At 71.7% G+C, this 12,506-nt stretch carries 9 protein-coding genes; 3 read left to right on the top strand and 6 right to left on the bottom strand.

Annotated features, from left to right (window positions below; genetic code table 11):
* The first annotated feature begins 59 nt into the window (after positions 1-59).
* Positions 60-425: a hypothetical protein gene (locus tag ACH4XV_RS38485; RefSeq protein ID WP_395797529.1), complete on the top strand. Its 366-nt coding sequence runs from the start codon at positions 60-62 to the stop codon at positions 423-425.
* A 168-nt stretch (positions 426-593) separates the two neighbouring features.
* On the opposite strand, the gene ACH4XV_RS38480 is transcribed toward ACH4XV_RS38485, so the two are convergent.
* Entirely contained in the window at positions 594-2,474 is a 1,881-nt protein-coding gene (locus tag ACH4XV_RS38480; RefSeq protein WP_395797527.1) for a hydantoinase B/oxoprolinase family protein, read from the bottom strand.
* A 2-nt stretch (positions 2,475-2,476) separates the two neighbouring features.
* Entirely contained in the window at positions 2,477-4,621 is a 2,145-nt protein-coding gene (locus tag ACH4XV_RS38475) for a hydantoinase/oxoprolinase family protein (protein ID WP_395797525.1), read from the bottom strand.
* 308 nt (positions 4,622-4,929) lie between these two features.
* On the opposite strand from ACH4XV_RS38475, the gene ACH4XV_RS38470 reads away from it, so the two are divergent.
* Positions 4,930-6,693 carry a gamma-glutamyltransferase family protein gene (locus ACH4XV_RS38470; protein ID WP_395797523.1) on the top strand — a complete coding sequence of 588 codons (1,764 nt, stop codon included), beginning with the start codon at positions 4,930-4,932 and terminating at the stop codon, positions 6,691-6,693.
* 23 nt (positions 6,694-6,716) lie between these two features.
* Here ACH4XV_RS38470 and ACH4XV_RS38465 read toward each other — a convergent pair whose 3' ends face one another.
* The 4 genes from ACH4XV_RS38465 to ACH4XV_RS38450 form a co-directional block, all read right to left on the bottom strand.
* Positions 6,717-7,799, bottom strand: coding sequence for a translation initiation factor IF-2 (locus ACH4XV_RS38465; protein WP_395797521.1), 1,083 nt, complete (start codon positions 7,797-7,799; stop codon positions 6,717-6,719).
* Positions 7,796-9,124: an ATP-binding protein gene (locus ACH4XV_RS38460; protein ID WP_395797571.1), complete on the bottom strand. Its 1,329-nt coding sequence runs from the start codon at positions 9,122-9,124 to the stop codon at positions 7,796-7,798. Before ACH4XV_RS38460 ends, ACH4XV_RS38465 begins: the two co-directional genes overlap by 4 nt.
* Positions 9,125-9,227: 103 nt before the next feature.
* Positions 9,228-10,307, bottom strand: a complete 1,080-nt coding sequence (locus ACH4XV_RS38455; RefSeq protein WP_395797519.1) for a prenyltransferase — start codon at positions 10,305-10,307, stop codon at positions 9,228-9,230.
* 206 nt (positions 10,308-10,513) lie between these two features.
* Entirely contained in the window at positions 10,514-11,770 is a 1,257-nt protein-coding gene (locus ACH4XV_RS38450; protein ID WP_395797517.1) for an MFS transporter, read from the bottom strand.
* Positions 11,771-11,945: 175 nt separating this feature from the next.
* Between ACH4XV_RS38450 and ACH4XV_RS38445 the strand changes: the two genes are divergently transcribed.
* On the top strand, positions 11,946-12,482 hold the full coding sequence (locus ACH4XV_RS38445; RefSeq protein WP_395797515.1) for a MarR family winged helix-turn-helix transcriptional regulator: 537 nt from the start codon (positions 11,946-11,948) through the stop codon (positions 12,480-12,482).
* Positions 12,483-12,506: the final 24 nt, after the last annotated feature.

The raw sequence follows: 12,506 nt of genomic DNA, 5'->3' as shown, positions 1-12,506 counted from the left end.
TCCCCGCCCGGCTGGCCTCGCTCATCGAGCGTGGCCTCTGGCGGCACCCCGGGGACGCGGTGTCGGCGGAGGTCATCCCGTGGTTCGAGGATCCGCTCGTCTTCGTATCGAACCCCGAGCAGATGGAGTTCGAGTCCCGATCGATGGACATGTTCGCGGACGATCCGCGCTGCGCCTTCTTTCGCGAGGCACGCGGAAGCACCGCCACCGAACCGCTCGAACTTCCCTGGCTCGACGTCGAACAGGCGGTGCTGGTCGCCGTCAATCGCAACCCTGGGGACGACGTTGCCCTGGCGCTCGACTACCGGACGGAACCAGCGGATCCCCGTGTTGTCGGCAGTGACTTTTGGACGGATCCCGGCCTGTGCCGGTGGCGGGTTGTGGCACCCACCTTCTCGGCCTTCGCCGCGCGATTGGGCCTGTAGCAACGCCAACGGCCTCGACCGTCGAGACGGTCGAGGCCGGGGCCGCGCCTCCCGATCGCGGAGGGAGGCGCGGCTGTTCGGGGTGCTCTTCGAGCATCGGCAGAGGGGGACGGGCCAGGTGTGGGTCCCAGCGACTCCGGTCGCCGGCCCCACCCCCGGCGCCGCCGCCTACAGCAGGTCCACCGCCGCGTATGCCTGCCCGCCCGACAGCAGGGCGTAGCCCGGGCCGCGGTCGAAGAAGGGCTCGACCTCGGGGCGGGCCGTGCGGATCGACTCGCGCAGTGCTTCCGTTGCCGCCTCGTCGACCGCCAACTCGTCGCCCTCGCCCGTCAGGACGACGCCGTAGTCGTCCGCCGCCGCCGCCCGCGAGACCTTGCCCCACTGGACGTCGCGCAGGACCGACTCGGTCTTGCGGTTGAGCGGGTCGCCCCAGCCGCCGCCGCCCGTCGTGCGGATCCGGATCACCTCGCCGGCCTTGACCGGCTCGTCGTCGACCAGGCCCTCCATCTCGCGCTCGTTCGGGCCGCCCGGGTCGATCACGACCTGGAAGGGACGGCCGGCCTTGCCGCCCTTGACGCCCCAGCAGGACAGGATCGAGCGGTCGGCGATCGACATGAACGACGCGTCGAGCAACATCCGGATGTGCTTCTCGTAGCCGAGGCCGCCGCGGAACTCGCCCGGGCCGCCCGAGTCGGCCGCCAGGCCCAGGCGTTCGACCAGGAACGGGAAGCGCGACTCGGTGAACTCGGTCGGCAGGTTGCGCGAGTCCGGAACGACGTGGATCGTGTCCTCGCCGTCCGCGTAGTAGCGCCCGCCCGAGCCGCCGCCGAGCACCTCGCGCATCAGGTACGAGCGGCCTTCCGCGTCGTGCCCGTACACGCCGGTGTAGCGGATCGTCTCCTGGTCGGCCGGCATCCGGCCGTCGACCGCCTTGGCCAGTACGCCGGAGAGCACGCCGAGCAGGCGCAGGATGACGAAGGTGCGCGCGTTGGTCGGCGCCGGGAAGATCGGCGTGAGCAGCGTGCCCTTCTCCGGGAACTTCATCTCGATCAGCGGCACCACGCCCTCGTTGACGTCGAGTTCGGCCATCCGCTCGGGGGTGTCCGCGAGGTTGCGCAGGATCGGGGCGAGCCACTTCTTGAGGAAGTTGCCGTCCGCGTAGTCGCCGCAGTGGTTGATCGGACCCTTGGCCTGCTTCGACGTACCCGTGAAGTCGATCAGGATCTTGTCGGGCGTCTTGGTCAGGGTGATCCGCTGCGTGTGCAGCATCGGCTCGTCCACGCCGTCGTGTTCGGCGTAGTCCTCCCAGACGTACTCGCCGTCGGGGATCTTGGACAGGATCTCGCGACGGTAGGTCTCGGTGGTCTTGTCCAGGATCGCGTCGAAGCACGCCTCGACGGTCTCGCGGCCGTAGCGCTCGAAGAGTTCGCCGAGCCGGCGCGAACCCATCAGGCACGCCGAGCACTCGGCGTCCAGGTCGGCGGCGAGCGAGTCGGGCATCCGCGAGTTGCGGGTCATGATGCGCAGCGCGGCCTGGTTCGGCACGCCCTGGTCCCACAGCTTGATCGGCGGGACCATCAGGCCCTCTTCGTACACCGTCGTCGCGCCCGAGGGCATCGACCCGGGGCAGCAGCCGCCGATGTCGTCGTGGTGCCCGAACGCCTGGACGAACGCGACCACTTGGCCGTCCGCGAAGACCGGGACGGTGACGCACAGGTCGGGCAGGTGGCCGATGCCGCCCTCCGACTCGTACACGTCGTTGTGGAAGAACACATCGCCCGGACGCATCGTCTCCAGCGGGAAGTCGCGGGCGATGGGGTGCACCAGCGCGGAGTACGAACGGCCCGTGAGCTTGCGCAACTTGCGGTCGTGGATACCCGCCCGGAAGTCGTGCGCGTCGCGGATCATCGGCGAGCGCGAGGTGCGCCCGATCGCGGTCTCGACCTCCATCTCGACCGAGGCGAGGGTGCCTTCGACGATCTCCAGGAGCACGGGGTCGACGCCGTGCAGCGCGTCCTGCGCAGTGGTGGCGGTGGTGCCGGCGCTCATGTTCAGGCTCCCTTCGAAGCGGTCGAGGTGGTGTCGGTGTCGCGGGTGACCACGACGTTGCCGTAGGCGTCCACGCGGGCGGCGAAGCCCGGGTGGATCGGGATGGTGGAGCCGAACTCCTCGATGATCGCCGGGCCGACGACCAGGTCGCCCGGGGCGAGTTCGGGCCGCGCGTACACGGCGGTGTCCACATAGCCGTCGCGATCGACGAAGCAGACCGCGCGGGTGCCGGTGCGGGCGCGCTCGACATCGCCCTCGCGGCCCGGGAGTTCGCGCAGCTCGGGGCGGCGGATCGGGCCGACGCCGGTGACGCGCAGGTTGACCCACTCCACCGGCTGGCTCGCGTCGCCGCGGAAGTTGTACCCGTAGAGCTGCTCGTGCGCGGCGTGGAAGGACTCGGCGACGGTGTCGGCGAGTTCGGCGGTGAACGGGCCGTCCGGCACCGGCACCCGGACCTCGAACGCCTGGCCGAAGTAGCGCAGGTCCGCGGTGCGCACGTAGCGGTGGTCCTCGGCCGCGAAGCCCTCCTTGTCGAGGGCGTCGCCCGCCTTGCCCGCCAACTCGTCGAAGATGCCCGCCACCTTGGGGTGATCGAGCTCGGGGTGGCTGCCGACCGCGGTCTGCACGTAGTCGCAGCGCACGTCGACGGTGAGCAGGCCGAACGCGGAGACGTTGCCCGGGTCGCGCGGCACGATGACGCCGGCGAGGCCGAGGATGTCGATGAGGCGGCACAGCAGCAGCGAGCCGGAGCCGCCGAAGGTGGCCATGGTGAAGTCGCGGACGTCCAGGCCGCGCTTGACGGTGATCTGGCGCAGCGCGTTGGCCTGGTTCCAGGCCGAGATCTCCAGGATGCCGTTGGCCAACTGCTCGATGCCCATGCCCAGTTCGGCGGCCATCTTGGTCAGGCCCTCACGGGCGGCGTCCACGTCCAGCGGGATCTCGCCGCCGAGCAGGTGCGGGGGGATGCGGCCGAGCAGGACGTGCGCGTCGGTGATGGTCGGCTCGGTGCCGCCCTTGCCGTAGCACAGCGGGCCCGGGTCGGCGCCGGCCGAGCGGGGGCCGACCTTGAGCGTGCCCTCGGGGGAGATCCAGGCGATCGAGCCGCCGCCGGCGCCGACGGTGACCACGTCGATCATCGGGATCTTGGACGGGAAACGCCCGACCGTGCCCTCGGTGGTCAGCGTCGGCTCGCCGCCGAGCACCACCGACACGTCGGTGGAGGTGCCGCCGCCGTCGCAGGTCAGGACCTTGTCGAAGCCGGCCTTCTCGGCGATCAGCGCGGCGCCCAGGGCGCCGGCGGCCGGGCCGGAAAGCACGGTGGTGATCGGCTGGTGCACGACCTCCTCGGCGGAGAGCACGCCGCCGTTGGACTTCATGATCGCGAACGGCACACGGCGGGGCGCCTCGCCGGCGGTGGTGAACGCGTCCAGGCGCTCCCGGATGCCGCCGACGTAGCGGGCCACGCGCGGCTTGACCGCGGCGTCGACGAGCGTGGTCATCGAGCGCTCGTACTCGCGGTACTCGCGCAGCACCTCGGAGCTGATCGACACGATCGCCTCGGGGTGCTCCTCGCGCAGGATCTCGCGCATGCGCTCCTCGTGCGCCGAGTTGGCGTAGGAGTGCAGGAAGCAGACGCCGATGGTGAGGATGCCCTGCTCGCGCAGTCGACGGGCGGCGGCGCGGGCGCCCTCCTCGTCGAACGGGCGGACCTCGTTGCCCTTGTGGTCGAACCGGCCGCCCACGGTGTGCACCAGGTCGACCGGGACGATCCGGTCCGGCTTGACCCAGAAGTAGGAGTTGCCGTAGCCGTCCGGGACCGCCTGGCGGGCGATCTCCAGGATGTACTCGTAGCCCTCGGTGGTGATGAACCCGAGGCGGTCGATCTTGTCTTCCAGGAGCTGGTTGGTGGCCACCGTGGTGCCGTGCGCGACGGCGGTGACGTCGGCCCCGGTGCATCCGAGCAGGCCCAGCACTTTGTCGATGCCGTTCATGAAGCCGTCGGCGGGGTCGCTCGGCGTGGACGGCGTCTTGGTGGTGACCAGCTCGCCGGACTCCTCGTCCAGCGCGACCACGTCGGTGAAGGTACCGCCGGTGTCGATGCCGATTCGGATCCGTCGGCGGGGTCCCGCCGCTGCGGCAGGCGTCATCAGCGCGCTCCAATCGGAGGGGAGGTGATTCGATCACATTCGTGGAGGGCTGTTCGCCCGGCTGCTGACAGCGATTCAACTCGCCGGGCGATCCTGCGGAATCGGCAACATCTGCCAAGCAGCTCGGCAACAGTTGGTGAATCGCTCTCGGTTGATCCCGTCTACCGAAGCGTGTGTCCCCGGTTTGCCGAAGCGTGCACGACCCCGCCGAATCACTTTCGGTAGCGGCGCGACCCCGCGAGACTGGCCGGATCGTGCTCGGCGGTGCCCCAGGGCGGGGCCGTGGCGCCCGGCGCGGAGGAGGCGCGATGAGCGACTGGACGAGCCGGCCGACCGTACGGGGGACCTTCGGCGTCGTGTCGACCACCCACTGGCTCGCCTCGCAGTCGGCGATGGCGGTCCTGGAGGACGGCGGCAACGCGTTCGACGCGGCGGTGGCGGCCGGCTTCGTGCTCCAGGTCGTACAGCCGCACCTGAACGGGCCGGCCGGAGAGGTCCCGATCATCCTCGCCCCGGTGGGCGGCGCGGTCCGGGTGTTGTGCGGCCAGGGGCCCGCGCCGCAGGGGGCCACGATCGGGTACTACCGCTCCCTCGGCCTCGACCTCGTGCCCGGGACCGGGCCGCTGGCCGCCGCCGTGCCGGGCTCCTTCGACGCGTGGCTGACGCTGCTGCGCGACCACGGGACGAAGCCGCTCGCCGAGGTGCTGACGTACGCGATCGGCTACGCCGAGTCCGGACACCCCGTCTCGCCGCTGCTCGCCGCGACCGTGGCGCGGATGCGCGAGCAGTTCGAGACCGAGTGGACCAGCTCGGCCGAGGTGTACCTGCCCGCGCCGCAGACCGGGGCACTCTTCCGCAACCCCGCCCTGGCCCGCACCTGGCGCACGCTGCTGCGTGAATGCGCCGGCGGCACCCGCGAGGCGGAGATCGAGGCGGCCCGGCGCATCTGGCGCGAAGGCTTCATCGGCGAGGCCGTCGCCGACTTCGCCGCCAAGCCCGCGATGGATACCTCGGGACGGCGCCACGCCTCCACCCTGGTGGGTGACGACCTCGTGCGATATGCGGCCCACTACGAGGAGCCGGCCGGCCACGACTGGCGGGGCTGGACCGTGTACAAGCCCGGCGCGTGGAGCCAGGGCCCGGTCTTTCTCCAGCAACTCGCGCTGCTGCCCGACGGGTTCGACTACGACGACCCCGAGTACGTGCACACCCTGGTCGAGGGCACCAAGCTCGCCATGGCCGACCGGGAGGCCTGGTACGGCGACGCCGCGCCGGTGCCGCTCGACGACCTGCTGGCGGGCGGGTACAACGCCGGCCGGCGCATGCTGATCGACGCACGGGCCTCCCACGAGCTGCGCCCCGGCGGCCCCGGCGGCCGGGTCCCGCGCCTGCCCGGCCTGCCGGTGGCACAGGCCGAAGGGCCGGGCGCGTCGACCCGGCCGCCCGGCACGGGCGAGCCGACCGTCCGCGCCGACGGGGCCACCCGGGGCGACACCTGCCACCTCGACGTCGCCGACCGCTGGGGCAATCTGGTCTCCGCGACGCCCAGCGGCGGCTGGCTCCAGTCCAGCCCGGCGATCCCCGGACTCGGCTTCCCGCTCGGCACCCGGCTCCAGATGGCCTGGCTGGAGCCCGGCCTGCCCAACTCGCTCACCCCGGGCCGTCGCCCCCGGACCACCCTGTCCCCGTCGATCGCCGTGCGCGAGGGCATACCCGTGCTGGCCTTCGGCACGCCGGGCGGCGACCAGCAGGACCAGTGGTCCCTGCACTTCTTCCTCGCCGTGGCGCTGGGCGGCCTCGACCTCCAAGCCGCGATCGACGCCCCCAACTGGCACACCGCGAGCTTCCCCGGCTCGTTCCACCCCCGCACGATGAGCCCCGGCAGCCTCACGGTCGAATCCCGCCTCGGCGACAAGGCCGTCGCCGCACTGCGCGAGCGGGGCCACCTGGTCACGGTCGACGAACCGTGGTCCCAGGGCCGCCTGTGCGCGGTCGCGCGGGATCCCCGCACGGGCGTGCTCTCGGCGGCGGCGGATTCACGCGGCGTACAGGGCTACGCGGTGGGGCGCTGAGCGGGGGCCAACCGGGGCCGCGGTCAGCGCGCGGCGGCGTGTTCCAGGCGGATCGTGACAAGGGTGGGCACCAGGGCCGCCCAGAACAGGATCTGCGGGACCAGCCGGTCGGACCACGGGGTCAGCGCGATCACCACGGCGGTGGTGGTGATCCACGCGGATTGCCCCACCACCAGGCGGGCCCAGCCGACCCGACGCACCAGCGACCACATGCTGAGCCGTACGCCCGTGCGCAACCGGCGGTAGCGGCGCCAGGCGCCGAAGGCCCAGGCCAGGGCCATCAGGGTCAGCGCCCAGACGCGGGTGCCGAGCGGGGCGGGCAACGACGTGGCGTCGTCGCCGGTGGGGAAGACCCGGGCCGCGAGCGCGGCCAGGACCAGGCAGACCAGGGCGATCCAGCGGGTCCCGCGCAACATGCGGAACACGGCCGCGTCGATCTGCTTGCGCAAGCGCTCCGAGGTCGGGTCGGCGACCAGCGCCGTGGCGGCGGCGTCGGCGGAGGCGGTGAGCTTGGCGCCGGCGCCGATCAGGGGTGCGCGGGCGGCGTCGTACTCGGCCTGGTCGGCGAGTTCGGCCAACGCCCAGGCGTTCTGCGGGTCCAGGCGCAACACTTCGCGCACGGCCCGGGCCCGTACGTCGTTGCGGCCGACCAGCAGGGACGCCTTCCACAACGCGCGGTGGGCGTTGACGGCCTCCGGGCCGAACCGCACCGCCATCGAGGCCGCGTCGAACGCCTCCGGCCAGCGCTCCTGCCACGCGGTCAACGCCTCGGACAGCGCCGCGTATCCGTTCCACAACTCGGGCGCGAGCCCGATCGCGGTCCGCGCGGCGGCCTCCGCCTCCTCGCGCCGCGTCGACCGGCGCAGCGCGTACGCCCGCACGATCAGCGCCTCGTAGTCGTCCGGCGCGAGCGCCAACGCCGCGGCGGTGGCGGTCAGTACTTCCTCGTCCCGCCCCAAACCCTGGTGTACGTAGGCCAGTTGCACCCAAGCACGGACATCGTCCGGGTCCTCGGCCAGCCGCCGGGCGAGCAGTTCGCCCGCCTCCTCGTCCCGGTCGAGCGTCAGCAGCGCCCTGGCCTGTTCGACGAGCGGGTGCTCGGTCACAGCTTGCCGTTCCTTCGCAGGTAGGTGAGCAGGTCGTCGTAGGTGCCGCCGTCGTTGGCGAACATCGCGACGTTGCGCGCGGTGGCGAACCAGGCGTCGGTGGACGGCCGGATCGCCTTCGCCGCCGCCAGCAGGTCGGCCATGCCGATCATCCGGACCGAGCCGGTTCGCGCGGAGTCGAGCAGCGCGGACTCGGCGGCGCTCTCGCAGACGTGCGCGAGGTCGGCGCCGGAGAAGCCGTCGGTGATCTTGACCAGCTTGCCCAGGTCGACCGAGGCGATCGGGCGTTGGCTCAGGTGGTAGCGCAGGATCGCCTCGCGCGCCGGGCGGTCGGGCGGCAGGACGAGCAGCGTACGGTCGAGCCGGCCGGGGCGGCGCAGCGCGAGGTCGACGTCCCAGGGCACATTGGTCGCGGCAAGCACGAACACGCCCTCGTTGACGTCGCCGACGCCGTCCAGTTCGGTGAGCAGTTGGTTGACGGTGTTGCGCAGGCCGCCGTGTTGGGTACGGCTGCGCTTGGCGCCGAGCGCGTCCAACTCGTCGAGGAAGACCACGCACGGCGCCTTGCGGCGGGCGGTGGCGAACACCTCGTGCATGTTGCGCTCGGAGTTGCCGATCCACATGTCCAGGACGTCGCTGATCGACACCGAGATGAAGTTGGCGCCCAGTTCGCCGGCGACGGCGCGGGCGATGAACGTCTTCCCGCAGCCGGGCGGTCCGTACAGGAGCAGGCCGCCGCGCAGGCTCTTGCCGTAGAGCCGGCGCAGTTCGGGGTTGCGCATCGGGGCCAGGAACGCGGCCTCCAGGCGGTCCTTGACCTCTTGCATGCCGCCGACGTCGGCGAGCCGCAACCCCTCGGGGGCCTCCACGTCCCACGCGCTCGCGCCGCCGGGGTCGCCGGAGCCGTCGGCGGCGAGGGGGGCGTCGAGGGCGAGGGGGGTCGCGGGGGTGCCCGGGGCGTCCGGGCCCTCCGGCGCGACGAAGCGCGGCGGGACGACGCCCTCGACCTCCTCCTCGGCGGCGGCCCAGTCGAAACCGGCCGGGCGGGGCGGCTGCGGGGGAGCGGCGGGAGATGCGGCAGGGGCCACCGCAGTGGCCGGTGCCCCCGCAGTCGCCGGCGCCGTGCCGCCCATCGCCCGCGCCATCAGCGCCCGTGCCTCCGGGTCCGCCGGCGCCTGGCTGAGCGCGACCGCCGCCTCGCCGACGGCGGCGTCCAACTGCCCCGCGTCGAGCAGCAGTTGAGCCAGATGCAGGCGCAGCGGCAGATCTCGGGGCGCCGTGTCGACGGCCGAACGCAGGCTCCGAATCAGCGGGGAATCCGGCATCGCCTCGGATTCGGGCGACATCGCCTCGGATTCGGGCGACGGGGAAAGCTCGTCGGACATACGCCCAGATTACGATCTTGGCCCCTACCCACCCCGACCGGGTTCAGGTCGAGGCCTTCTCGGCGGGACACGGGATCGGGGCGGTTTCGTCCGCGCTGTGCAACCTGCGCAGCGCCATGACCAGGCGTACGCCGAACAGCACGAGGAAGCCGGCCAGGATCGCGGTCAGGAAGCCCAGCGAGCCGGCCATACCGTCGTTGACCTGCGGATCCGTGGCGGTCTCGGCCAGGACGCCGACCAGCGCCGCGCACACGATCAGGGCGACGTGGTTGGAGGCCCAGAACACCACGGGCGTCATCCGGCGCGGGTCGTGGTCGGCGAGCGCACCGGACCGCAGTCGGCCCACCAGCCACACGGACAGCGGCGCCGTGCCCGCCATCGCCGCGCAAACCGGCCAGGGGACCCATCCCGCAAGCGCGAACACGACGAGCGCCGCATAGGCCGTGATCTGACACAGCGTGAAGATCAGGATGACCCGGCGCGGTCCGAGCAGGACCGGCAGGGTGCGCTTGCCGACCCGGGCGTCGGACTCGATGTCGGCGAGGTTCATCACCATCATCCGCGCCGCCTGCAACAGCGCGGTCGGGGCCAGGATCAGCAGGATCAGCCCGGGGACGCCGCCCGCGAGCAGCGATACCGCCACGATCGGCCAGATCCCGTTGAGGCCGACGGCCACGGTCACCTCGCCCAGTCCGCGATAGTTCAGCCGCAGCGGCGGCGCGGTGTAGAACCACGCGAGCATGATGCCGGCGGCGGCCGTCAGGCGCGTGGACAGCGTGGGCATCGCGACGGCGACGAACACGGCGCCGGCGAGCAGTACGAAGGCGGTGGACAGCGACACGATCGGCCGGACCAGGCCGTCGACCAGGGCACGGCTGCCGCCGGTCCAGGGTGTGTGGTAGCGGTTGGCGCGGTCGGCGTCGAGATCGAAGTATTCGTTGCAATAGTGCGTCATCAGGTGCGTGACCCACGCGAAGCCCTGGGCCAGCGCGTACCAGCCGAGGTCGATCCGATGCCCCTCGTGCACCGCCACCGCCCCACCGAGCGCGACGGGCAGCATGTTGTAGAGCAGGAACCGTAACCGGGCCAGCCGAACGAAGCCGATCCACTCGGTGCGGTTCACGGTTCCCCCTCGACCCGGTGCGCATGTCCGGGCCGAAGTCCGGCTGTGGCACCGGGACATGCGCATACGACGTTCCCTGCCCGGCGCGACCCGTCCAACGTACGAGAGGAACCCGCCCACATGGAAGCCACGTTCGAGCCGGCCGGTGAGAGCCGCCGCCGTCGGCCCGCGAGGTCGGTACCAGAGGTGCGGATAGTGTGGCCGGTCTACCGGGCAGGCAGGGCCTGTGGTTCCGCATCGGTCGTCGCGGTATCGGCATCGGCGGCGCCATCGGTGTCGGACGGGGTCCGCTCGGCGGTGCGGCGGGTGGTGAGGGTGAGGGCCAGTGCGGCCGTGGTCAGGGCCACGCCGAACCCGACGGCGCCGGCGACGCCCACATGGTCGGTGAGCAGGCCGCCGAACAGCGCGCCGAGGGCGATGGACGTGTTGTAGCCGAGGGTGTTGATGGACATGGCCGCCTCGAAGGTGTCCGGTGCGGCGGCCAGCGTCAGGTTGATCTGGCACAGGTTCACCGCGCCGAAGCAGACGCCCCACAGGGCCAGGGCGACGATCGCCCCGGGGCGCGACCGGCCGATGGTCAGCAGGAGTACGAGGGCCACCACGATCCCGGCGAGGGCGACGACGAAGGTGGCGTGCAGGCGTTTGCCGACGGTGTACCCGGCGGCGAAGTTGCCTGCCGCGCCGCCGATTCCGTACACGATCAGCAGCGCGGTGACGAAGCCCGGCGTGGCCGACGACTTCTCCTCCAGGAACGGTCGGACGAAGGTGTACGCCCCGAAGTGCCCGAGGACGTACAGCACGACGGTGATCATCACCAGCCGCAGCGGAACGTTCTTGACGGCCAGGCCGAAGACCTCCCGGGCCGGCACCGCGTTCTGCGACGGCAGCGACGGGACGGTGACCGCGACGGCGAGGAAGACGACCGCGCTCAGGCCGCTCCAGATCAGGAACGTGGTCCGCCAACTCGTGAGGTCCTCCAGGAAGGTGCCCAGCGGGATGCCGACCACCGTGGCGATCGAGATGCCGGAAAGCGCCACCGCCGCCGCGCGGTTGGCTTGGTGTTCCGGGACCAGACGCATGGCCATGCTCACGCCGATGGCCCAGAAGACGCCGTTGGCGAAGCCCATGACGAGCCGCGCGGCCAGTACGAGCGGGTAGTTGGGCGCGATCGCAGTGACCAGATTGCCCAGCGCCAACACCGCGAGCAGCACGGTGAGCAGCGTGCGCCGGTTGACGCGGCGGGTCCAGGCCACGATGAACGGGACGCCGAGGCCGGCCGAGACGCCGTACAGCGTGACCATCAGCCCGGCGACGCCGACCGAGATGTCCAGACTGGAGCCGATCGGGGTGAGCAGGCCGACGGGCATGAGTTCGGTGGTGACGAAGGTGAACAGGCTCGCGGTGATGACCGCGACGCCCAGCCACGACCGCAGGGCCGAGTGGGGGTGTGCGTTCGTTGACATTTCTGCTTTCCGGTGGGGATTTCGGGGGTTTCGGGACTTTCGGGCATGCCGACAAGGGCGCCGCACGGGTGAGAGGAAGGCGGGGAGGGGAGGGTCGCCGATTTGTGTCCAGGCGTGACGGCCTAGATACTTTCCATGGAAAGCAGATTACTTTCCACGGAAAGGATCGTCAAGCATGACCCAGGACCCCGCCGAGCCCGCCCCCGCCCCCGTTTCGCCCGAGGACGCCGATCCCCTCGATCGCATCGTCGGCCAGTGGCGTCGCGAGCGACCCGATCTCGACCCGAGTCCGATGCATGTGGTCGGCCGGATCTCGCGCCTGCACTGGGCGTTGGAGGAGCGGCTGCTCCGGGTCTTCGGCCGATATGACATGGGCCGGGGCGAGTTCGACGTCCTGGCCACGCTGCGCCGCTCCGGCGCGCCGTTCGAGCTGAACGCCGGCGAGCTGAGCGGTTCGACGATGGTCACCTCGGGCGCGGTGACCAAACGTGTCGACCGCCTCGAACGCGCCGGCCTGGTCACCCGCCGCGCCGCCGAGGGCGATGCCCGGGGCCGGCTGATCCGACTCACCGACCGCGGCCGGGAGTTGATCGACGCCCTGGTCGGCGAACACCTCCACAACGAGTCGAACCTCCTCGCCGGCCTGACCCCCGACGAACAGGCCACCCTCACGCACCTGCTCCGCAAACTGAGCCGCACCCTGCCCGACTAGCGGTTCCGTTCACAGAGGTTGCTG

The sequence above is a fragment of the Embleya sp. NPDC020630 genome, from assembly GCF_044334985.1.
Taxonomy (GTDB): Bacteria; Actinomycetota; Actinomycetes; order Streptomycetales; family Streptomycetaceae; genus Embleya.
Note: the sequence above shows the minus strand (reverse complement) of the source record. Positions and strands in the feature narration are given on the sequence as shown.

Bases quoted from the DNA above. Each gene is read 5' to 3' on its own strand.
- ACH4XV_RS38450 (WP_395797517.1), bottom strand. From the start codon at position 11,770: ATGTCAACGAACGCACACCCCCACTCGGCCCTGCGGTCGTGGCTGGGC.
- ACH4XV_RS38460 (WP_395797571.1), bottom strand. From the start codon at position 9,124: ATGCCGGATTCCCCGCTGATTCGGAGCCTGCGTTCGGCCGTCGACACG.
- ACH4XV_RS38475 (WP_395797525.1), bottom strand. From the start codon at position 4,621: ATGACGCCTGCCGCAGCGGCGGGACCCCGCCGACGGATCCGAATCGGC.
- ACH4XV_RS38445 (WP_395797515.1), top strand. From the start codon at position 11,946: ATGACCCAGGACCCCGCCGAGCCCGCCCCCGCCCCCGTTTCGCCCGAG.
- ACH4XV_RS38480 (WP_395797527.1), bottom strand. From the start codon at position 2,474: ATGAGCGCCGGCACCACCGCCACCACTGCGCAGGACGCGCTGCACGGC.
- ACH4XV_RS38470 (WP_395797523.1), top strand. From the start codon at position 4,930: ATGAGCGACTGGACGAGCCGGCCGACCGTACGGGGGACCTTCGGCGTC.